Annotated in this window: 16 protein-coding genes; 8 read left to right on the forward strand and 8 right to left on the reverse strand. The window is 69.9% G+C overall.

Annotation, left to right across the window (positions count from 1 at the left end; all coding sequences use genetic code 11):
* The gene (locus tag ACPEEZ_RS13375) at window positions 1-1,041 is read right to left on the reverse strand and encodes a hemolysin family protein (RefSeq protein ID WP_423919997.1); all 1,041 of its coding nucleotides are present in this window, start codon (window positions 1,039-1,041) and stop codon (window positions 1-3) included.
* Complete coding sequence (locus ACPEEZ_RS13380; protein WP_423920000.1) at window positions 1,038-2,432, reverse strand: hemolysin family protein; 1,395 nt, start codon at window positions 2,430-2,432, stop codon at window positions 1,038-1,040. The genes ACPEEZ_RS13375 and ACPEEZ_RS13380 overlap by 4 nt, the downstream gene beginning before the upstream one ends.
* Window positions 2,433-2,699: 267 nt before the next feature.
* Between ACPEEZ_RS13380 and ACPEEZ_RS13385 the strand changes: the two genes are divergently transcribed.
* From ACPEEZ_RS13385 to ACPEEZ_RS13400, 4 genes are all read left to right on the forward strand, one after another.
* Window positions 2,700-3,359, forward strand: coding sequence for a hypothetical protein (locus ACPEEZ_RS13385; RefSeq protein ID WP_423920002.1), 660 nt, complete (start codon window positions 2,700-2,702; stop codon window positions 3,357-3,359).
* Between the two features lie 213 nt (window positions 3,360-3,572).
* Window positions 3,573-4,028 (forward strand): SRPBCC family protein, encoded by a 456-nt coding sequence (locus ACPEEZ_RS13390; RefSeq protein WP_423920005.1) that lies wholly within the window; start codon window positions 3,573-3,575, stop codon window positions 4,026-4,028.
* A 125-nt stretch (window positions 4,029-4,153) separates the two neighbouring features.
* Complete coding sequence (locus ACPEEZ_RS13395) at window positions 4,154-4,603, forward strand: VOC family protein (protein WP_423920008.1); 450 nt, start codon at window positions 4,154-4,156, stop codon at window positions 4,601-4,603.
* A gap of 49 nt (window positions 4,604-4,652) precedes the next feature.
* Window positions 4,653-5,219, forward strand: a complete 567-nt coding sequence (locus ACPEEZ_RS13400) for an MOSC domain-containing protein (protein ID WP_423920011.1) — start codon at window positions 4,653-4,655, stop codon at window positions 5,217-5,219.
* Between the two features lie 77 nt (window positions 5,220-5,296).
* Here the strand turns inward: ACPEEZ_RS13400 and ACPEEZ_RS13405 are convergent, their stop codons facing one another.
* The 3 genes from ACPEEZ_RS13405 to ACPEEZ_RS13415 form a co-directional block, all read right to left on the reverse strand.
* Entirely contained in the window at window positions 5,297-6,280 is a 984-nt protein-coding gene (locus tag ACPEEZ_RS13405) for a magnesium and cobalt transport protein CorA (protein ID WP_423920014.1), read from the reverse strand.
* 205 nt (window positions 6,281-6,485) lie between these two features.
* On the reverse strand, window positions 6,486-8,042 hold the full coding sequence (locus ACPEEZ_RS13410) for a signal peptidase I (RefSeq protein ID WP_423920016.1): 1,557 nt from the start codon (window positions 8,040-8,042) through the stop codon (window positions 6,486-6,488).
* 256 nt (window positions 8,043-8,298) lie between these two features.
* Window positions 8,299-8,910, reverse strand: coding sequence for a hypothetical protein (locus ACPEEZ_RS13415; protein ID WP_423920019.1), 612 nt, complete (start codon window positions 8,908-8,910; stop codon window positions 8,299-8,301).
* A 242-nt stretch (window positions 8,911-9,152) separates the two neighbouring features.
* Here ACPEEZ_RS13415 and ACPEEZ_RS13420 point away from each other — a divergent pair, with 242 nt between their 5' ends.
* Window positions 9,153-9,689 (forward strand): MarR family winged helix-turn-helix transcriptional regulator, encoded by a 537-nt coding sequence (locus ACPEEZ_RS13420; protein WP_423920021.1) that lies wholly within the window; start codon window positions 9,153-9,155, stop codon window positions 9,687-9,689.
* Between the two features lie 80 nt (window positions 9,690-9,769).
* On the forward strand, window positions 9,770-10,276 hold the full coding sequence (locus ACPEEZ_RS13425) for a mycothiol transferase (RefSeq protein ID WP_423920024.1): 507 nt from the start codon (window positions 9,770-9,772) through the stop codon (window positions 10,274-10,276).
* A gap of 124 nt (window positions 10,277-10,400) precedes the next feature.
* On the opposite strand, the gene ACPEEZ_RS13430 is transcribed toward ACPEEZ_RS13425, so the two are convergent.
* From ACPEEZ_RS13430 to ACPEEZ_RS13440, 3 genes are all read right to left on the reverse strand, one after another.
* Window positions 10,401-12,539, reverse strand: a complete 2,139-nt coding sequence (locus tag ACPEEZ_RS13430) for a DEAD/DEAH box helicase (protein ID WP_423920027.1) — start codon at window positions 12,537-12,539, stop codon at window positions 10,401-10,403.
* Window positions 12,540-13,074: 535 nt separating this feature from the next.
* Window positions 13,075-16,371, reverse strand: a complete 3,297-nt coding sequence (locus ACPEEZ_RS13435; RefSeq protein ID WP_423920029.1) for an efflux RND transporter permease subunit — start codon at window positions 16,369-16,371, stop codon at window positions 13,075-13,077.
* A gap of 124 nt (window positions 16,372-16,495) precedes the next feature.
* On the reverse strand, window positions 16,496-17,935 hold the full coding sequence (locus ACPEEZ_RS13440; protein WP_423920032.1) for a PLP-dependent aminotransferase family protein: 1,440 nt from the start codon (window positions 17,933-17,935) through the stop codon (window positions 16,496-16,498).
* 63 nt (window positions 17,936-17,998) lie between these two features.
* On the opposite strand from ACPEEZ_RS13440, the gene ACPEEZ_RS13445 reads away from it, so the two are divergent.
* A complete protein-coding gene (locus ACPEEZ_RS13445) occupies window positions 17,999-18,682 on the forward strand; it encodes a YczE/YyaS/YitT family protein (RefSeq protein ID WP_423920034.1) in 684 nt (227 codons plus the stop codon).
* A 235-nt stretch (window positions 18,683-18,917) separates the two neighbouring features.
* Window positions 18,918-21,224, forward strand: a complete 2,307-nt coding sequence (locus tag ACPEEZ_RS13450; RefSeq protein ID WP_423920037.1) for an APC family permease — start codon at window positions 18,918-18,920, stop codon at window positions 21,222-21,224.

Raw genomic sequence — 21,224 nt, forward strand, 5'->3', positions numbered from 1 at the left:
CTACACGGTCGTCGCGTCGTCGACCTCGCCGACGAGCTCCTCGATGATGTCCTCCAAGAAGATGACGCCGGTCGTCTCACCGTCCTCTGTGAAGGACCGCGCCACGTGGGCTCCTGATGCGCGCATGGCGGCCAGGGCGTCCTCGAGGTCGGCGTCCCGGAAGACGGACGACAGCCGCCTGATGCGCTTCGCCGGCACGGGCTCGTTCGCCGTGTCGGTGCCGACGAGGTCGAGCACGTCCTTGAGGTGTAGGTAACCCGTGGCCTCTCCGGTGTCGTTCGTCAGCACGTAGCGCGAGTAGCCGTGCTCGGCGACCGCCCGCTGGATGTCGCGCGGGGTCGCCGTCGGCGGCAACAGCACCATCTCGCTGACGGGCACCTCGACGTCGCGCACCTTCTTCTCGGTGAACTCGAACGCGTTGCTGAGCGTGCCGGACGCGTCGTCGAGCACTCCCTCGCGCGTCGACTGCTGCACGATGTTCGCGACCTCGTCGAGCGTGTACGAGCTGGTCGCCTCGTCCTTCGGTTCGACGCGGAACAGCCGCAGCACACCGTTCGCCACGGCGTTCAACGACCAGATCACCGGCTTGAACACACGGGCGACGAACACCAGCGGCGGCGCCAGGAGCAGCGCGGCCCGGTCGGGCACCGAGAACGACAGGTTCTTCGGGATCATCTCGCCGGCCACGACGTGCAGGAACGTGACGAGGACGAGCGCGATGACGAACGAGACGATGCTGACGGCCTGCGCCGACAACGCGGTCAGGCCGAGTGGGATCTCGAGGAGGTGGTGGATGGCCGGCTCGGACACGTTCAGGATGACGAGCGAGCAGACCGTGATGCCGAGCTGACTCGTCGCGAGCATGAGCGTGGCGTGCTCCATCGCCCAGAGCGTCGTCTTGGCGGCCTTGCTGCCGGCCTCGGCGCGCGGCTCGATCGACGAGCGTCGGGCCGAGATGACGGCGAACTCGGCACCGACGAAGAACGCGTTGACGACGAGCAGCACGACGAGCCAGATGATTCCGGGCAGGTACTCGCTCATGAGAGGTCCTCTCGGAGGGTCGTGACGACCCGGTCGTGATCGGTGGCTGGGCCGGCGTCGAGCGGCGAAGGCATCTCGGGCGTATAGCGCAGTCGCTCGAGGCGCTGCCCGTCGACGCGCTCGACCCGCAGCGCGCCCCCGGCGATCGCGACCTCGTCGCCGACCTCGGGCAGGCGGTCGAGCTCGTCGACGACGAAGCCGGCGACGGTCTCGTAGTCGCCGTCGTCGGGCACCCGGATGCCGGCCCGGTCGAACAGCTCGTCGGGGCGGAGGCTCGCGTCGAACGTGACCGTCAGCCCCTTGCGGACGAGGCCGACGTGGCTGCGGTCGTGCTCGTCCTCGAGGTCGCCGACGATCTCCTCGACGAGGTCCTCCAGGGTGACGAGCCCGGCGGTTCCGCCGTACTCGTCGGTGGCGATCGCGATCTGGAACCCGCCCTGCCGCAGCAGGCCGAGCAGCGTGTCGACCCCCATCGACTCGGGCACGAACAACGCGTCGACCATGAGCGACTCGGCCGTGGGGACGGCCTCCGACGCGGACGCGCCCTCGAAGCCGGCCGGAGGCACGGCGAGGGCCGCGAACGCGTGCTTGACGTGCACGACGCCGACGATGTCGTCGGGCCCCTCGTCCGTCACCGGGAACCGCGAGTAGCCGGTCGCCAGGGCGACGGCGACGATGTCCGCAGCCGTGTCGGTGCGCCGGACACTCGCCATACGGACGCGCGGTGTCATCACGTCGACGGCGCTGTGACCGGAGAACGACAGGGTGCGACCGAGCAACGTGGCGTGATCGCGATCGAGGCGGCCGTCGAGCGCGCTGCGACGGACGAGCGAACCGAGTTCGTCGGCCGTGCGAGCACCCGACAGCTCCTCTTTGGGCTCGATGCCCATCGACCGGATGACCGCGTTCGCCGTGTTGTTGAAGAGCAGGATGATCGGTTTGAAGACCGTGGTGAACAGAGCCTGGAACGGCACGACGAGCTTGGCGGTGGCCAACGGCAGGGCGAGGGCGAAGTTCTTCGGCACGAGCTCGCCGATGACCATCGAGAACAGCGTCGCGAGGACGATGCCGACGACGGCTCCGACACCCGGAACGATCGCCTCGGGGATGCCGAGGCCGATCATGGGCTCGCGCAGCAGCGAACTCACGGCCGGCTCGAACGTGTAACCGGTCAAGAGGGTCGTCAGCGTGATGCCGAGCTGTGCTCCCGACAGGTGGGTCGACGTGATGCGCAGCGCCTTGATGGTCGGGCCGAGACGCTTCTCACCGCGAGCCTGACGCGCTTCGAGCTCATGACGGTCGAGGTTGACGAGCGAGAACTCGCTGGCGACGAAGAGCCCGGTCCCGACCGTGAGCACGAGGCCGATGGCGATCATCACCCATTCATTCATGGTCCGCCCCCTCGATGACTCGGGTCGTCCGTGCGGTGACGATCAGGAGATCAGGGGGCGTGGGCATGTGAGAAGGAGGGTCGTCCATGAGGGAGGAGGCTACGGACGATTTCCGCACGAGTGCTGAAAACCTGCAGCCCCGGCAACGAACCTCGTCCGCGCCTCCCGGGTACAGTCGTCGCCGGGGGTTCTTCGGGCAGGTCTGCCGAGGCGCTTCCCGGCGCTCGAACCGACCGCCGCATCACCACACTCTTTGGGGGAGACAGCATGACCGACCCGAACACGCCGGCACCGAACGGACACGAGCCGAACGGCCAGAACCCGTACGGCCAGAACCCGCAGCCGCAGGATCCGAACCAGCAGTACCCCGCGCAGGGCCAGTACCCCGCCCAGGGCCAGTACCCCGCTCCGGGCCAGCCGGTCGACCCGAACCAGCAGCACCCGACGCAGGTGCCGCCCGCGGCCGGCTACGCACCGTACTCGACCGCCGCGACGACCCCGAAGCCCAAGGTCAGCAAGCGCACGCGCGTCATCAGTGCCGTGGTCGGCGTCGCCGTCTTCCTGATCGTCGGCTTCGTCGTTCGGGCCGGTCTCAACGCGGCGTTCGGTGACTCGAAGGAGGAGATGATCGCCAAGACCGTCGAGCAGCTGAAGGAGCAGACCCCGCTGCCCACGCAGATCGACGAGATCACGACCCTCGAGGACGTGACCGCCGAGAAGCAGGCGATCCACTACCACTACAGCGTCAAGGGCGGCGACACGAGCGCCATCGACGAGCAGGCGATCTCCGACACCGTGCTGCCGAGCCTCTGCGGACAGTCCGAGACGCGCAAGATCCTCGACGACGACATCGAGATGAAGTACACCTACGACATCGTCGAGACGGGTGACACGTTCGACCTCGCCTTCTCGAAGGGCGACTGCTGACCCCTGGTCCGCTCCGCTCCGACGCCGTCGCGCTCCCTCGGGAGGCGGCGGCGTCGTCGTGTCCGCACCCGCGCCTCCTTCGCTCGTCGTACCCCACCTGACCGTGGGGCGTGCATCTGGCCGTCGTGCGCCCGGCGAACCTACCGTCGACCGGGACGCCGCCGCATGATCCGTCGCGGGCCGGCGCCCCACCCAGAATCGAAGGAGAACACCATGGCCCAGGCCATCGAGACCATCGACGTCGCCGTCCCCGTGAGCGTCGCCTACAACCAGTGGACCCAGTTCGAGGAGTTCCCGAAGTTCCTCGACGAGGTCGAGTCGATCACGCAGACCACCCCGACCCTCACGGTCTGGAAGGTCAAGGTCGGCCCGGTCGAGAAGACCTTCGAGGCCGAGATCACCGAGCAGCACCCCGACGAACGCGTCGCCTGGACGAGCACCGGAGGCGAGGTCGACCACGCCGGCGTCGTCACGTTCCACAAGCTGTCCGACACCGAGACGCGCGTGACCGTGCAGATCGACTGGACGCCCGAGGGGTTCCTCGAGAAACTCGGTACGTCGCTCGGCGCGGACAACCACGCCATCAAGAAGGACCTCCGCAACTACAAGGAGTACCTCGAGGGCAAGGGCTCGGCCGACGGCGCCTGGCGGGGCGACGTCCAGGCCTGATCCGTCGGGCGCGCTGTCGCCCCACGTCGTGTGAGGTTCGCGGCGTCGTGTCGTGTCCGTCGGGCACACGACGCCGCGAACGCGACACGACGGCACCGGCACCGGCACCGGCGTTGGATGGCCCCATGAGCGACCCCATCGTCCGGCCGCGCGGCTTCTCGCACGTGCGGCTCACCGTGACCGACATCCACCGCAGCAAGGCGTTCTACGAGCAGCTGTTCGGCATGCCTCCGGCCAGCGACTTCAGCGACCAGATCGACGACCCGACGATCCACGACGATCCGCAGCGTACGTACGGCGGGTGCTCGTTCCGCTTCGCCGGGCAGACGCTGGGTCTGCGGCCGGTCGCACCGCGCGGCGACCGCTTCGACCCCGATCGGGTCGGGCTCGACCACCTCAGCCTCGCCGTCGACTCGGTCGACGATCTGCACGAAGCCGTCAGGAGGCTCGACGAACGTGGCGTAGAACACGGCGAGATCACCGCGTTGCCGGCTTTCGGCCTCGTGATCCTGTCCGTGCAGGACCCCGACGACATCAATCTCGAGCTGGCCGCACCGCTGCCCGACCGGAGCTGAGGCGGCTGCGGCCTCCCGCGAGCTGCCGCGGCAGTGGCAGACTCGAGGCATGAGCGCACCTCACTCCGACCTTGCAGCACCTCGCGTCGTCGCCGTCAGCCGCGACGACGAGCACCGCTTCAGCAAGCCGCCCGTCGACGAGATCGTGCTGGTCGAGGGCTGGGGTGTCGAGGGCGATGCCCACGCGGGCACGACCGTGCAGCACCGATCGCGCGTGGCGCGAGACCCCTCCCAGCCGAACCTCCGGCAGGTGCATCTGTTGCATGCCGAGCTGTTCGACGAGGTCGCCGAGGCGGGTCACTCCGTCGCACCCGGTCAGATGGGCGAGAACGTGACGACGCGCGGCATCGACCTGCTCGGTCTCGCGACCGGCACCGAGCTGCACCTCGGGGACGAAGCCGTCGTGCGGGTCACCGGCCTACGGAACCCGTGCCAGCAGATCAACGACTTCGACCCCGGACTGCTCAAGGCCGTCCTCGGTCGAAACGACGACGGTGTCGTCGAACGCAAGGGCGGTGTGATGTCGGTCGTCGTGCGAGGCGGTGTCGTCCGGGCCGGTGACCGCGTCCGCATCGTCGCGCCGGCCGGTGAACCAGCGCCGTTGCAGCCGGTCTGACCCCGGGATCGGAGGCGACACCGCGCCTCCTCGCCGCACCGCGCCTCCTCGGCTCTGACGGCCGCCGCGGCTCGCGGCTAGAGCCAGCGCTTCCCCTTGAACACGCCCCACAGTCCGACCCCGATCAGCACCATCAGTCCGAGGGCGAACGGGTAGCCGAAGGCCCAGTGCAACTCGGGCATCACGTCGAAGTTCATGCCGTAGATCGCGCCGATCAGCGTCGGTGCGAACAGGATCGCCGCCCAGGCCGAGATGCGCTTCGTGACCTCGTTCTGGTCCTGGGCCACGAGCGTCGCGTTGAGCGACAGCGCGTTCTGCAGCACGGCACGGAAGGTGTCGGCGCGCTCGACGATGCGGATGACGTGGTCCTGCACGTCGCGCAGCCGGCGCTCGAGCTCCGTCCCGACGCGGTACTTCTCGCTGCCACGCAGCAGGCCGTCGAGCATGCCGATCAGCGGCCGCGACGCCTTCTGGAAGTCGGCCACCTCGCCGAACAGCTCGTAGATGCGCCGCGAGACGCCCGGCTCCCCCGCGAACAGCTGCTGCTCGATCTCGTCGATGTCGTTCTCGAGGCCGTCGATCACCGGTTTGTAGGCATCGACCACACTGTCGAGGAGCGCCCAGAGCATCGCTTGCGGGCCGGCGGCCATCAGCTCGGGCTTCGACTGGAGACGCGTCACCCCGCGGCTCACGTGACGGGCGTCGATCTCGTCGATGTGGTTGATGCCGACGAAGAAGTCGGGGCCGACGAACACGTGGATCTCGCCGAACGACACCGTCTCCTCGTCGTCGACGTAGACGGCGGGGCGCACGACCACGAACAGCGTCGCCCCGTACCGCTCGAGCTTCGCGCGCTGGTGCCCCGAGCCCGCGTCCTCGACGGCGAGCTCGTGCAGGTCGAAGCGGGCGGCGAGCGAGTCGAGGTCGAGGGCGTCGGGTTCGGTCAGCTCGATCCAGGCGACCCCGCCGGTCTCGGCGAGCGCCGCATACGTCTCGTCGAGCGTGTCGCTCGAGCGCACCAGATGGCCGTCGACGTACACGTCGTTGTACTGCAGGGGCATGGGGTCAGTCTGCCGCACGGCCGGAGGCCGCCCGACCGACGGGAGCGACGCGCGCCTCGTGTCGTGTCGTGTTCGCGGCATCGTGTCGGGTACGAACGCCACAGGACGCCGCGAACACGACACGACGCACCTCGACACCGACGCACCGCGACACCGACGCACCGCGACACCGCGACCCCGAGGAGGCGCGGCGCCGGCGACCGACTCAGCGCCCGGCCTGGTAGTGGGCCTTGACCTGCGTCGCCGTCAGCGCGGTCGTGTACACCGCGGTGTCGTCGAGGTTGCCCGTGTAGAACGTGTTGCTGCCGCCGTTGGGCCAGCCACTGAGGTTGTCGGCACCGATGCGCCACCACCCCGTGTTGGGCTCGCCTGCCGTGTTGTTCAGCGTTGCACCGCTCTTGACGCCGTCGATGTAGAGGATCATGCCGTCGGCCGACATCGTCGCCATGACGTGGTGCCACTTACCGTCGTTGAGGGCGGTGGCCGACGTGATGGTCTTCGTCCCGCTGTTGTAGACACCGAAGGTGACGGCGCCCGTCGTGGTGACGTAGAGCTGGCGGTCGTACGACGACGACGTGCCGCTCTGCGAGTTGCCGAAGCCCAGCAGCTTTCCGCCGGTCGTCGACGTGGTCTGGAACCAGGTCTCGAGCGTGAAGACGTTCGGTGCCGTGATCTGGGCGGAGGTCACGACCTGGCTGTTCGTCCCGCTCAACTGCAGGTAGGGGTTGCTCGTGCAGGTGCCGGTGGTACGCGTCGCGCCGGCCGTGATCGTTCCGTTGCGACCGGCACCGCCGCCGTCGACCGCGGTCGTACCGGAGGCCTCGTTGTAGCCGTACGCGAAGTAGGGGCTGTCGGCCGCCTTCGTGTAGCAGTCGTAGGCGCTGTTCGCGCCGAACGCGTTGTTCGAGTTCACGGCGGTCGCGGCGTAGCCCGCTCCGGCACCGCCCGAGACGACGAGCGTGATCGCGAGACCGCTCGCGACGGCGACGAGGGCCGCGGCGCCGCCCAGGGTGCGCAGGCGGCGGACACGGCGCTCGCGCCGGCGGAGCACGCGTCGCGACGACGGGGTCGAGCCGGGGCCGGAGCCGCGCCGCGCCTCCTCGTCGCCGTCTCGGTCGGTGGACCGCTCGAGGTCGACGGGGCGCAGCAGGTAGCGGTCGCTGCGGCTGCCCACGACGAGCAGCAGCAGGAGTCCGGCGGTGACGATGACGTGGCCGTACTGGTGCGACTGCAGCCAGAGCACGGGCAGGCCGACGTAGGGCACCCGGAGGTAGCCGACGCCGTGCACGGCCGACTCGGCCACGGGCGTCGAGTCGTTCTGGGCGTTGGCGTCTCCCCGCGTCGTGAGGGTGCCGTCGGCGGAGATCGCGGCGAGGCGGTGGAACCGCAGGTGACCGGCCTGGTCGGGGTCGTCGAACAGCAGGACCTGTCCGACGCGCAGGTCGGCCGCGCTGATCGTCTTCGCGACCACGACGTCACCGGGGTGGATGCGGGGCTCCATGGAGCCGGTCATCACGGTGGTGGGGGTCCAGCCGATGAGGCTCGGGGCCGCGGCCCAGAGCATGAGGCCGAGGGCCGAGTAGAGCACCACGCGGGACAGGGTCCCGACGACGAGTCGCAGCCAGTGGGAGGCGGCACGAGCGCGGGAGGCGCGGGTCGCGGTGGCACCGGAGCCGGCTGACCCCGAAGCCGTGCCGACGGAGCCGGCGGGCAGGCTGATCGAACCGGTCGCGGGCGGTGTCCGCAGGTCGATCGTGCTCATGGTGTGCCTCTGTGGTCGGTGGTGCAGGTGCGGGAATGCAGTCAGGGAGGATTTCGGGGGTAGCCGGGCGGGTGAGGGGGGCACCCGCCCGGCTCGACACGCCAGCGGGTTCGGGACGCTGGCGGGGCCGTCTCAGGTCCACCGTCGGGTGGCGGACCTGTGACTCCTCGCGTCGGTCGGTTCGGGAGACCGGCGTGAGGGAGGTGGCCGCCGTCGGCCCCGGGGGGAGCGTGGCCGACGGCGGCGGCTGGTGGGCTTAGCTGTTCTGGGCTTCCCAGGTGAGGCCGAGCGAGGCGGTGCCGCCCTGCGTCGTGTTGGGGGCCGTGGAGCTGAGCGTGTACGTGACCTGGTAGGTGCGCGACTCGGACGGGGCCGACTGCGTGGCGCCGGTGGGGGCCCAGGTGCCGAAGCCGTTCGAGTAGTTCGTGTACGTGCTGGCGAAGTTAGCGAGGGTGCCCGTGAACGTGTTCGCGGCGCCGGCCGTGGCGGTGAAGCCCGAGCAGGAGCCGAAGCCGCCGCCCGTGCCCTGCGTGACGGTCACGGTGATGTAGGTGCTGAGACCGTTGGTGGTCGCCGCGCCGGTGCCGTACAGCTTGACGGCCGAGGGGAGGCTGCCGGTCGACGAGACGGCGATGCAGTTCGTGCCGGTGGAGCCGGGCTTGAGGTTCGAGGCCGTGAACAGCGCGGTGTTGTTGTCGTCGTCGGTCAGGGCGACGGAGCCGGCGGTCCAGTTGTTGGTCGGGTTGACCGTCGTGGCCGAGTAGGCCGAGTAGGAAGCCTGCGAGACGACGATGCCGGAGGCGACGAGGGCGGCGGGGATGGCGATCCAGGCGGCGAGGCGGGCGAGGCGAGGGGTGGGACGGGACATCGGAAAGCTCCAGGGGGAAAGAGTGGTGGGTGTCTTTACCTGAGGGGGCTGCATCCATGCCTGCGCCCTTTGGCCGAGAATCTTTGTTCTCAAGTGGTACGACAGTCAAGTTACTTTTTGATCGAGATGCACGCAAGTCAAACAAACACCCCAGAGTGGGGGGCATAGCTTGACTGTCGAATTACTCGACCGCCGTGTATCTTGATATGTGACCACTTCACCCCCCGTCAGAACGCGAACCCATGACTTCTCCTGAGACCCGCTCCCCCCAGCCGCCGCGAGGCGACAAGCCGCCCGTCGGTCCTGACGGGCTCGCGGACGTCACCGACGTGGTCGCCGCGTTCTCCGCACTCGAGTCGCAGAATTCGACCGTGTTGAAGCAGGTGGCCGAGAACTTCGGCATCGGTGTCATCGACGTTCGCGCGATCGCCTTCATCTCCCAGGCGCGGAGCGTCACTCCCAAGCAGACCGCGGAACGCCTCGAGCTCTCGACGGGTGCGACGACCAGCCTCATCGACCGGATGGTCGGGGCCGGCTACGTGCGACGGCTCCCCCACCCGACGGACCGGCGCAGCGTGCTGCTCGAACTGGCCGCCGCCGGGCAGGATGCCGTCGACGACATCTTCGACTTCTACCGTCGCGCCTTCCGTGAGGCGATCGACCCCCACTACCTCGACTTCCTGGCGACGACGTTCCGCTCGATCGCCGACTCGCTCGGGGTGACGGCGGCACACGACCTCGGTGACGGCAGTCTTCGCGAGCCGACGTCGGCGGCCTGACCCGCGCCTGCTGACCGTCGCCTCCCGAGGTCGCCGAGCGGCAGGGCATCCGTCGCGGCGGCGCGCGTAGCGTGGTCCGCATGACACCTTCGGACTTGCTCATCGACGCATTCGGCCGCCTGCCCGGCACGGCGGCCCGGGCCATGCACGGCCTCGACATCGACGACCTGACCTGGCGGCCCGACCCCGAGGCGAACACCATCGCCTGGCTCGTCTGGCACACCGCTCGTGGCCAGGACCTGCAGATCGCCGATCTCGCGGCGACGGATCAGGTCTGGACCACCGGCGGCTGGCACGAGCGGTTCGACCTGCCGTTCTCCGCGGCCGAGATCGGCTACGGGATGAGCCCGGCCGACGTCGGGAGCGTCCGCGCCTCGGCCGACTTGCTGAGCGGCTACCTCGACGCGGTCACCCTGCGCACCCGCGGGTACCTCGAGGGGCTCGACGAGGCCTCCCTCACCGACATCGTCGACGATGCCTGGGACCCGCCCGTCACGGCCGGCGCCCGCCTGATCAGCATCGTCGGCGATTGCACGCAGCACGTCGGGCAGGCGTCGTACGTGCGCGGGCTGTTCGACCGGCGCTGACGTCGGTAGCCGGCCGCGTCGGCACGCGAAAAACCCCGGTGCGGACGATGCACCCCGTTTCACAGGGGTTCGTCGTCCGCACCGGGGTTCTCGGTGACTGCGAGGAGGCGCGGGTCGGCTGGTCCTAGAGGCCGGCGAGCTCGTCGAGCAGTGCGTCGCCGGGGCGGGCCTCGATCATCTCGGCCTCGATCTCGGCCCGGTCGAGCAGGTCCTCCATGCGGCGGCGGCGCTGGCGCGTGATCAGGGTGACCACGGTGCCCTCCTTGCCGGCTCGGCCCGTGCGGCCGGAGCGGTGCATGTAGGTCTTGTACTCGTCGGGCATGTCGGCCTGGATGACGAGCTCGATGTCATCGACGTGGATGCCGCGCGCAGCGACGTCGGTCGCGACGAGCACGTTGACGCGACCGCTCGTGAGCAGCTGCAGGTTGCGCGTGCGGCGGGCCTGGTTCAGGTCGCCGTGCAGGCTCGTCGAGCGGATGCCCGCGTCTTCGAGCTGGTCGGCGAGCTGCTCGGCGAACGCCCGGGTGCGGGCGAAGACGAGGGTCTTGCCCGAGCCCGACGCGAGCTGCTCGATGACGGCCGTCTTCTCGCGCTGCTCGATGAGCAGCACGCGGTGGTCGATCGTGGCGCTGGCCTGGTCTTCGCCGGCGACCTCGTGGACGGCGGGCTCGACGAGGAACTCGTCGACCAGCTTCGCGACACCCTTGTCGAGGGTCGCGCTGAAGAGCAGCTTCTGGGCGCGGTCGCCGTTGGGCTTCACGGTCGCGGTCTCGCGGATGATGCGCTGCACCGGCTCGAGGAACCCGAGGTCGCACATGTGGTCGGCCTCGTCGAGCACGGTGATGACGACCTCGCTGAGGTCGAGTCGGCCCTGCTCGATGAGGTCCTCGATGCGACCCGGGGTGCCGATCACGATGTCGACACCGCGGTTGAGCGCACCGACCTGTCGCTGCTGCGGCACACCGCCGTAGATCTGCGTGGTGAAGAGGCCGACCGAGCGGGCGATCGGCTGCACGGTGCGATCGATCTGCATCGCGAGCTCACGCGTCGGGGCGAGGATGAGGGCACGGGGCAGGCGGCCCATCTTGCGGTTCTTGCCGCCGTTGTTCTCCATCAGCTTCTCGACCAGCGGAGCGCCGAAGGCGATCGTCTTGCCGGAGCCGGTGCGGCCTCGGCCGAGCACGTCGCGGCCCGCGAGCACATCGGGGATCGTCGCCGCCTGGATGGCGAACGGAGCCGCCGCACCCATCGACGCGAGCTGACGCTCGATGTTGTCGCCGAGACCGAGGTCGCCGAAGCTCACGCCTTCGACGTCGGCCGCCGTGACGACCTCTGCCTGCAGCTTCTCGAGCTTGACGTCGTCCTCGGGCGTGTAGTGCGACGTGGTGTCGCGCTTCGGGTAGAAGTCACGGCCGCCGCCGGTGCGGTCGGTGCGGTCAGTGCGGTCGTTGCGATCGAACGAACGAGCCGGGCGGTCGTTCCGGTCGAACGAACGAGCGGGACGATCGGCGCGGTCGAACGAACGGGCCGGACGATCGGCGCGGTCGTTGCGATCGAACGAACGGGCGGGACGGTCCGAACGGTCGTTCCGGTCGAACGAACGAGCGGGACGGTCGGCGCGGTCGGCGCGGTCGGCGCGGTCGAACGAGCGTGCAGGACGTTCGTTCCTGTCGTTCCGATCGTAGGAACGCGCGGGACGATCCGTGCGGTCGAAGCGGTCGTTCCGGTCGTTCCGGTCGTACGAACGAGCCGGACGATCGGTGCGGTCGTTCCGATCGAACGAGCGAGCCGAACGATCGGTGCGATCGTTACGGTCGTAGGAGCGCGGAGCGCGGTCGAACGAACGACCCGGACGGTCGTCGCGTCCGGCACGAGCTGCCTCGCGGCCCCCGTCGCGGCCGTAGCCGCGGGCGCCGTCGCGTCCGGCGTCACGGCCACGCTCGCCGTTGCGGGCATCGTGGTCGCGGGCGCCGAAACGGCCGCTGCCGGCCGCCTTGTCGCGGGGCTCCCAGTTGGGGCGGCGGTCGCCGGTGCGGGCGGCGCCGGGGGCACGGGTGCCGCTGTCGCGGGTGCCGAACTCACGGCGGCCGCGATCGGCGCGCTCGCTCGAGTCCCAGCGCTTCTTGCGCTCGGGGGCGCCGACCTCGTCGGGGCGGTGTCCGCGGTGCTTGGCGCTCTTGGAGCCGGCCTTGCGCGGCCCACCCTCACGGGAGGAGGAGGAATAATCGGCGCGCGAAGACGCGCCCTTGTCGTAGGGAGACATAGGTTCTTTCCGGGCTTGAACTGATGACGCGAAGAAATACCCGGGCAACCGTTGACCAGGACCGTTCACATACGTGATTTCGTCTCGCTGAGATCCAACGAGATTCCGGCCCACAAGACTGACAAACCCTTCCGCACGACAGGTGCGGTGTCTTGAGCCGACCTGACTACGTTACCCGAGAGCCGTCGCCAGCGGAACCCCGCCGACCCGCCCCTCCTCTCGCCCCCACCGCCCTGCAATTTGCGACCGCCTCGCAATTTGCGACCGTTCCGCAATGTGCGACCGTTCGGGGTCGCTGCCCCGCGACACGCCGCTCTGCACGGCCGCGACTGCGCAGACGGTCGCAATTTCGGGACGGTGCCTTCGTCGTCCAGCAGCGGCCCCGGCACAACGCGACCGTTTCGCCCGCCAAGCCCGCGACACGCCGCGCCCAGCCGGCCCAGCCGCCCAAACGGTCGCACATTGCGAAGAACCCACGGCACGACACGACGGGCGCACGACACCAGGAGGCACGGGTCGGCCCGCGCCCCCGGCCTCAGCCCTCGGCGGGTGCGGCCTTCTCGGCGCGACGGGCGGCGCGCCACTCCCGACGCGTCAGGCCGGCAGCCCGGCGATCGTCTCGCCGCTCGCGAGCACCTTCGACCAGGGCGTACAGCACGGGCAGGACGATGAGCGTCAATACGGTCGACGACACGAGTCCGCCGATGACGACGATGGCGAGCGGCTGCGAGATGAACCCGCCGTGACCGGTGATGCCGAGTGCCATCGGGGTCAGCGCGAAGATCGTCGCGGTCGCCGTCATGAGGATCGGCCGCAGACGACGCGACGCCCCCTCGAGCAGGGCCTCCCGCACGCGCAGCCCTCGGTCTCGGTACTGGTTGACGAGGTCGATCAGGACGATCGCGTTCGTGACCACGATGCCGACGAGCATCAGCACACCGATCAGCGACGCCACACCGAGCGGGATGCCCGAGACGAGCTGCAGCAGGATGGCGCCCGTCGCGGCGAACGGGATCGACACCAGCAGCATCAGCGGCTGCAGCAGGCTGCGGAACGTGGCCACCATGACGATGTAGACGATGAGGATCGCCACCAGCACGGCGAGCGCGAGCTGCTGGAACGCCGTCGCCTGGTCGGCGCTCGCCCCGCCGATCTCCGCGTTGGCTCCCGACGGGAGGTCGACCGATGCGAGCGCGGTCTGCACGCCGGCCGTAGCCGTCGAGAGGTCGTCACCCGACGGGGTCACCGTGACGGTGGCCGTGCGGACGGCGTCCTTCGTGGTCACCGACGTCGGCCCCGTCGTCTCGGTCACCGTGGCGATCGTGCTCAGGGCGACCGGGCCGCGCGGACCGGGGATCTGCAGGTCTCGGAGCTCTTGCAGGGTCGTCGGCGGCGTCGGGTTGATCGTGTAGATCTGGATGGTCGTGTCGTTGATCGCCAACGAGCCGACGTTCACGGGCTGGATCGACTGGGACACGATGCCGCCGACGGCGATCTCGCTGAGCCCCAGCTCGGCCGCCTTGGTGCGGTCGACCTCGACGCCGATGATCGGCTGGGCCGACTGCAGGTTCGACGCGGCGCCGACGGTGCCGTCGAGACCGGTGACGCTCTTCAGCACCGCATCGGTCGCGGTCGAGAGGGTGTCGGGGTCGGGAGCGGAGACGTCGATGCTGATGTCGTTGTTCGTGCCGAATCCGCTGGAGGCGCTCACCTCGATGTCGCCGGCGTCGGTGATCGCCGAGAGCTTCTTGCGGACGTCGCTCTGCAGCGCGTCCTGGTCGAGCGACTCGTCGGTCGTGATCGAGTAGGTGACCGTGCTGTCGCCGCCCCCACCCAGGAAGCTGGACAGGGACGTGCCACTCGACCCGATCGTGAGCTGCACGGTGTCGACACCGTCGATCTTCTCGAGGACGCCCTCGACCTTGGTCGCCGCATCGGATTGGGTCTGCAGACTCGACGCCGACGGCAGGGTCTGGGTCACCGTGAGGGTGTTCTGCCCGCTCGACCCGAGGAAGTTCGTCGTCAGCAGCGGGATGATCGCCCCGGTGCCGACCAGCACGAGCGCGGCGGCCACGATCGTGACGACCGGCCGACGCAGCGTCGCCGCGAGCACGGGGAGATAGCCACGACGCAGTCGGTCGACGTCGGCCGTGCGGCCCGCGTGCTCGCGCTCAGCGAGCGAGGCCGACGCCGAGGCCGACGCCGGGACGTCAGCGTCGCCCGACGCACCCGACCTGCGGGCGGCACGCCGCGCCTCCCGGGCGTCGACGACGGCCACGGCACCCATCGGCAGCGCGCCGGGATCGGTGGACGCGCCCTCGCCGACGGGGGTGCCGTCGGCGTGCTTGTGCGCCTTCGGCGCGCGGAGGAACCAGTACGCCAGCACCGGGACGATCGTCAGGGCGACGAACAACGACGCGACGAGCGCGATGGTCACGGTCAGTGCGAAGGGCCGGAACAGCTCGCCGGTGATGTTGCCGACGAAGGCGAGGGGCAGGAACACCACGACCGTCGTGACGGTCGACGCCGTGATCGCACCCGCGACCTCGCGGACGCCGACACGGATCGCCTCGAGCCGGTCGGCCCCGGCCGTCAGGTGCCGCTTGATGTTCTCGATGACGACGATGGAGTCGTCGACGACGCGGCCGATCGCGATCGTGAGCGCGCCCAGCGTGAGGATGTTCAGCGTGTAGTTCGCGGCCTGCAACCCGATGAACGTGATCAGCACGCTGGTCGGGATGCTGATGGCCGTGACGATCGTGGAACGGATCGAGAGCAGGAAGATGAGGATGATGACGACCGCGAAGGCGAGCCCGAGCAGGCCCTCGGTCGCCAGGCTCTCGATCGACTGCTGGATGTAGGGCGCCTGGTCGAAGACGACCGTCAGTGTGACGTCGCCGCCGAGTTGGGTGACCAGGTCGGGCATCGCGGCCTTGACGGCCTTCGAGACGTCGACCGTGTTCGCGTCGAGGTTCTTCGTCACAGCGATGGTGAGGGCGTCCTGCCCGTTCACCCGGCTGATCGAGGTCACCGGCGAGCTGGTCAGCTCGACGTCGGCGACATCGGCGAGCGTCACGGCCGACGTGCCGCCGAGCAGGGGGAGCGCCTTGATGTCGTCGACCGACGTCAGACGGGCGCCCGACTGGATCGTCAGGGTCTTGCCGTCCTGCGTGATCGTGCCGCCGGGGACGAGGGTGCCGTTGCCGTCGAGCGTGTCCTTGATGTCGGCCTGGGTGAGACCCGCCGCCGCGAGCTTCGTCCGGTCGGGCGAGATCGTCACGCGCTGACCGGCCGAGCCGAAGACCGACGCCTCGCGCACGCCGTCGAGCTTCTCGAGGTCGGGTTTCGCGATGGTGTTGAGCTTGTCGACGAGCGTCTGCGACGACGCCGCGTCGCTGCCGCCGCCGGTCACGGCGATCTGGATGATCGGCAGGTCGTCGAGGCTGCCGGTGACCACCTGGGTGTCGACCGACGACGGCAGCGACAGCCGCCCGATCGCCGACTGGATCTTCTGCTCGGCGTCGGAGAGGTTCGTGCCGTACGTGAACTGCACCGACACCTGGCTCTGCGACGTGGTCGACGTCGCGGTCGTCGTCTCGAGCCCCGGGATGATCTGCACGGCCCGCTCGATCGGGCCCGACACGTCTTCGTTCACGACCTCGGGCGTCGCACCCGGGTACGAGCTGATGATCGCCACCTGCGGGAACTGCACGTTCGGCGCGAGCTCCTGCTTGAGCGACGTGAGCGCGATGCCGCCGAACACGGCCACGACGATGGTGACGAGCGCGATCAGGGCGCGGTTCTTCAGGCTGAAGACGGAGAGGAAGTGCACGGGGCTCCAGAGCGATCGGACCGAGGACGAGAACCGGCCGGTAGGACGCCCGGCGACGGCGGAGACGCACGGAGTGCGGTGACTGCAATTATCGCCAGGCTCACTGGGAGTTCACACGAGACTCCTACACAACGGAGGCGAGCAACGGAGCCTGTGGAGAGGCGACCGTGCCGAGCCGATCCCAGGCCCTGGCCAGCGCCTCCACGGTCCGGTCGGTGTCGGCGTCCGGGTACGAGAACGGGATTCGCAGGAAGCGCTCGAACGCCCCGTCGACCCCGAACACCGGCCCCGCGGCGAGCAGCAGTCCCTCGCGCCGGGCGGCGAGCGCCAGCTGCGAGCTGACCGGGGCGCCGAGACCGGCCCACGTCGTGAGGCCGCCGGACGGCGAGGGCACGGTCCAGCTCGGGAAGGCCTCGCGCAGACCGGTGACGAGACGGTCGCGACCTCGTCTCAGCTGCAGACGCCGCTCCTCCTTGATCCGGTCGAAGTCGCCGAGCAGCTCGGCGGTGAGCAGCTGCTCGAGCACGGGCGTGCCGAGGTCGCCGGCCGACCGGGCGCGCACGAGGCGCTCGACGAGCGGTCGCTCGGCCCTGATCCAGCCGATGCGCAGCCCGCCCCAGAGCGACTTGCCCGCCGACCCGATCAGCACGGCCGGCCCGTACGACGCCATCGGCCCCGGCCCCGCAGCGCCCTCGTCGATCACGAGCTCCGCCATCGTCTCGTCGGCGATCACGACCGTCCCCTCGGCGGCCGCCGCCTCGAGGACGCGACGCCGCTGATCGGCGGGCATCGTCGCGCCGGTCGGGTTGTGGAAGTCGGGCATCAGGTACGCCACCGGCGGACTCGTGCGGCGCAGCGTCTGCAGCAGGGACGACTCGTCCCAGCCGTCGTCGACCGTGACGCTGACCGGGGCGAGCCGCGCACCGGCGAGGCGCAGCGCCTCGAACGCGTGCGGGTAGCCGGGTGCCTCGACGACGGCCCGGTCGCCGCGCGAGACGAGCACGCGGGCCAGCAGGGCGATGGCGTGCTGGGCTCCGACGGTCACGAGGATCTGATCGGGGTGCGTCTCGAGCCCTCGACGGCGGTATCGCTCGGCGATGACCTCCCGCAGCACCGGCCGCCCGACCAGGTCGTAGCCCGACGTCTCGAGATAGGCGCCGAGCCGCCCCGCCGCGAGCACCGCGGCCTCGGCGACGCCCTCGACCGCCGGCAGGGTCGCCTTGGTCAGGTCGAGCAACCCCTCGGTGGACTCGGGGCGCGGCAGGGTGACGCGCGCGGGCAGCCGGACGACGCTGCCGCTCCCCCGCACGCTGACCAGATGACCGCCGTCACGCAGTGCGGCGTACGACGCGGCGACCGTCGTGCGACTCACGCCGAGATGCGCGGCCAGCTCGCGCTCGGACGGCAGCCGCGTGCCGACCGGCAGCCGGCCGTCGAGCACGAGCAGCCGGATGCGCTCCGCCAACGCCAGATACCCCGGACCCGAGGAGGCGCGCCACGAGTCGAGCAGGACGCCCAGGGCTCGAGACGAGACGGACGCGACGCCGGGCTGCAGTGTGCTCACAGATGCCACCCTAGGCAGATTGGCCTCTTGCCACCAGTCCACTCGACGGATTGGATCATCGTCATGCACTTCTCGCGTCGCCTCCTCCAGTTGTTCGTCGGCCTGGCCGCCTACGGGTTCGCCATCGCCCTCATGGTGCGAGCGGCAATCGGCGTCGCACCGTGGGACGTGCTGTCGCAGGGCCTCGTCCGCCACACCGGTCTGACGTTCGGCACCGTCGTCCTCGTCACGAGCTTCGTGGTCCTGCTCCTGTGGATTCCGCTGCGCCAGCGGCCCCGCTTCGGCACGATCGCCAACGCCCTGCTGATCGGACCGATCGCCGACCTCGGGCTGCGCGTGCTGCCGCAGCAGACCGAGTGGTGGGCGCAGGGGCTGACGTTCGCCGGCGGCCTCCTGCTGCTCGCCGTCGCCAGCGGCCTCTACATCGGGGCCGACTTCGGGCCCGGTCCGCGCGACGGCCTCATGCTCGGCCTGCATGCCCGGCTGGGGTGGCGCGTGGGCGTCGCCCGCACGGTCATCGAGGTCACGGTGCTCGCCGCCGGCTGGCTGCTCGGCGGCCAGGTCGGCATCGGCACGGTCGCCGAGGCCCTGCTGATCGGGCCGCTGGTCTCGCTCACGTTGCCCCTCTTCGCCGTCGCGCCCCGCGCCTCCTCGACTCCGCTCGCGCCCCCTGCACCCGCGCCTCCGTCGACCCTTCCTTCGCAATGTGCGACCGATTCGGCGGAGACGACCCCGACACGCCGCTGATTCGACCACCCCGGCGCCGATCGGTCGCACATTCGCGACAGCGACGGCGCCGATCGGTCGCACATTCGCGACCGCGACGGCGCCGATCGGTCGCACATTCGCGACCGCGACGCCGCCGATCGGTCGCACATTCGCGACCACCCCCGCTCCGCACCAGGTCACGGTTCGCTACCAGGGAATAATCGGCGTTCCCCCGGAGTTGACAGGCCCTCGGCTGGGAGTAGAGTCGCCGCTCGTGACTAATGACGTCCGGTCGCCGAAACGCTGGCTTATCGGTGACCCCCTCCCCTCGGAGAAGCTCGAGGGGCAGCTGCTCCCGAAGCACCTGGCGCTCCCCATCTTCGCGAGCGACCCGCTCAGCTCGGTGGCGTACGCCCCGCAGGAGCTGCTGATGATCCTGTTGATCGGCGGGCTCGGCTTCCTGACCCTCGCGCCGTGGGTCGCGACCGCCGTCGTCGTGCTGCTGATCGTCGTGGTCGTCTCGTACCGCCAGCTGATCAAGGCCTACCCGTCGGGAGGCGGCGATTACGAGGTCGCGCACAAGAACCTCGGCGAGAAGGCCGGCCTGGTCGTCGCCTCGGCGCTGCTCGTCGACTACGTCATGACCGTGGCGGTGTCGGTCGCCTCCGGCGTCGACAACATCATCTCGGCCGTGCCCGAGCTGGCGCCGGCGCGCGTCGAGCTCGCCGTGTTCTTCGTGATCCTGCTCGCCGCCGTCAACCTGCGCGGGGTGCGCGAGTCGAGCAAGGCGTTCGCGATCCCCACCTATCTCTTCGTCGCGAGCGTCTTCGTGATGATCGTCATCGCGCTCGTCCGCACCGCGCTCGGCGACCCGCCCGTCGCCGAGAGCGCGCAGTACAGCGTGCGGGCCGACGACCTGTCGCACGCCGCGTTCGTCCTCCTGCTGTTGCGCGCGTTCTCGAGCGGCTGCTCGGCCCTGACCGGTGTCGAGGCGATCTCGAACGGCGTGCCCGCGTTCCGTCGCCCCAAGGTCAAGAACGCGCAGCGCACCCTCGTGCTGATGGGCAGCATCGCCATCGTCCTCTTCGTCGGACTCACCGCCGTCGCGCTGATCTCGAAGGTGCACTACGCCGAGGTGCCGTGCCACCTGATCGGTTGGGAGCAGTGCGCCACCCAGCCGCAACGCAGTCTCATCGCGCAGATCGCGTCGGCCGTCTTCGGCACGTCGCTCTTCGGCATCCCGTTCTATCTGATCCAGGCCTGCACCGCGGCCGTGCTGCTGCTCGCCGCCAACACGGCGTTCAACGGGTTCCCGCTGCTCGGCTCGATCCTCGCCCGCGACGAATACGCCCCGAAGGCCCTCAACACCCGCGGCGACCGTCTGATCTACTCCAACGGCGTCATCGTGCTCGCGCTCGTCGCCTGCGCGATCATGATCGTCTACCGCGCCAACGTCACGCAGCTGATCCAGCTGTACATCATCGGCGTCTTCGTGTCGTTCACCCTCGGCCAGACCGGCATGGTGAAGCACTGGTGGGGGCTGCTCAAGAACGGCTGCTCGGATCGTGGGGCCGTCTGGCGCGGGCTCGTCATCAACCTCGTGGGTGCCCTGATGACGCTGTCGGTGCTCGTCGTCGTCACCATCACGAAGTTCACGCACGGCGCCTGGCTCGTGTTCGTCATCATGCCGATCCTGTTCGTGCTGATGCTCGGCGTGAACCGCTACTACCGCGACGTGCAGGTCGAGATCGAGCCCGACTCGACGACGCAGTTCGGCGCGCGGGGCGACCACGCGATCGTGCTCGTGGGCCGCATGCAGAAACCCGTGCTGAAGGCGCTCGACTACGCGATCGCGGCCCGGCACGATTCGCTCGAGGCGATCCACGTCGGCATCGACGACGACGCCACCGCGCTGCTGCAACGTCAGTGGGCCGATCAGAACATCGAGGTCCCGCTGCGCATCGTGCCGTCGCCGTACCGCGACATCAGCGTGCCCCTGATCAAGTACATCAAGGGCCACCGCGAGGAGCACGGCGCCGAGGTCGTCACCGTCTACACGCCGATCTTCATCGTCGGACACTGGTGGGAGGGCCTGCTCCACAACCACAAGAGCCGCCGCATCCGCCAGAAGCTGATGCTCGTGCACGGCGTGACCGTCGCGCTCGTGCCGTGGCTGCTCGACTCGTCCGAGGTGCTCTACGGCCGTCGCTCGCGGCCCATCCCCGGCCAGGACCGCCGCGGCGAGCCGATCCGCCCGATCATGCGTCGCCCGCACGACCCGCACGGTCTCGTGTCGAACGGTCACGGGCCCTCGGGCCTCCCCGGAGCGGCCGTCGCCGGTGGCGCCGTCGGCCTCGCCGAACCCGGAACACGAGGAGGCGCGGGCGCGCCCGTCTCCCCCGCCGACCTCGACGGAGCCTCCGCGCCGCACGACTCGACCGCATCGGCCCACCAGGGCGGCGCCGCGGGCTCCGCTGCCGGCTCCACGCCCGGGTCGAAGAAGAGTCGCCGCAAGGCCGCGCGCCAGGCCCGCTCGTCCGCGCGCAACGGCGCGACGGGCGGCAACCGCCCGCAGAAGTAA

This window comes from Frigoribacterium sp. 2-23, assembly GCF_049601585.1.
Taxonomy (GTDB): Bacteria; Actinomycetota; Actinomycetes; order Actinomycetales; family Microbacteriaceae; genus Frigoribacterium.

Coding starts and splice junctions, on each gene's coding strand:
- ACPEEZ_RS13445 (WP_423920034.1), top strand. CDS start 17,999: ATGCACTTCTCGCGTCGCCTCCTCCAGTTGTTCGTCGGCCTGGCCGCC.
- ACPEEZ_RS13405 (WP_423920014.1), bottom strand. CDS start 6,280: ATGCCCCTGCAGTACAACGACGTGTACGTCGACGGCCATCTGGTGCGC.
- ACPEEZ_RS13425 (WP_423920024.1), top strand. CDS start 9,770: ATGACACCTTCGGACTTGCTCATCGACGCATTCGGCCGCCTGCCCGGC.
- ACPEEZ_RS13420 (WP_423920021.1), top strand. CDS start 9,153: ATGACTTCTCCTGAGACCCGCTCCCCCCAGCCGCCGCGAGGCGACAAG.
- ACPEEZ_RS13430 (WP_423920027.1), bottom strand. CDS start 12,539: ATGTCTCCCTACGACAAGGGCGCGTCTTCGCGCGCCGATTATTCCTCC.
- ACPEEZ_RS13385 (WP_423920002.1), top strand. CDS start 2,700: ATGACCGACCCGAACACGCCGGCACCGAACGGACACGAGCCGAACGGC.
- ACPEEZ_RS13410 (WP_423920016.1), bottom strand. CDS start 8,042: ATGAGCACGATCGACCTGCGGACACCGCCCGCGACCGGTTCGATCAGC.
- ACPEEZ_RS13390 (WP_423920005.1), top strand. CDS start 3,573: ATGGCCCAGGCCATCGAGACCATCGACGTCGCCGTCCCCGTGAGCGTC.
- ACPEEZ_RS13415 (WP_423920019.1), bottom strand. CDS start 8,910: ATGTCCCGTCCCACCCCTCGCCTCGCCCGCCTCGCCGCCTGGATCGCC.
- ACPEEZ_RS13395 (WP_423920008.1), top strand. CDS start 4,154: ATGAGCGACCCCATCGTCCGGCCGCGCGGCTTCTCGCACGTGCGGCTC.
- ACPEEZ_RS13380 (WP_423920000.1), bottom strand. CDS start 2,432: ATGAATGAATGGGTGATGATCGCCATCGGCCTCGTGCTCACGGTCGGG.
- ACPEEZ_RS13375 (WP_423919997.1), bottom strand. CDS start 1,041: ATGAGCGAGTACCTGCCCGGAATCATCTGGCTCGTCGTGCTGCTCGTC.
- ACPEEZ_RS13400 (WP_423920011.1), top strand. CDS start 4,653: ATGAGCGCACCTCACTCCGACCTTGCAGCACCTCGCGTCGTCGCCGTC.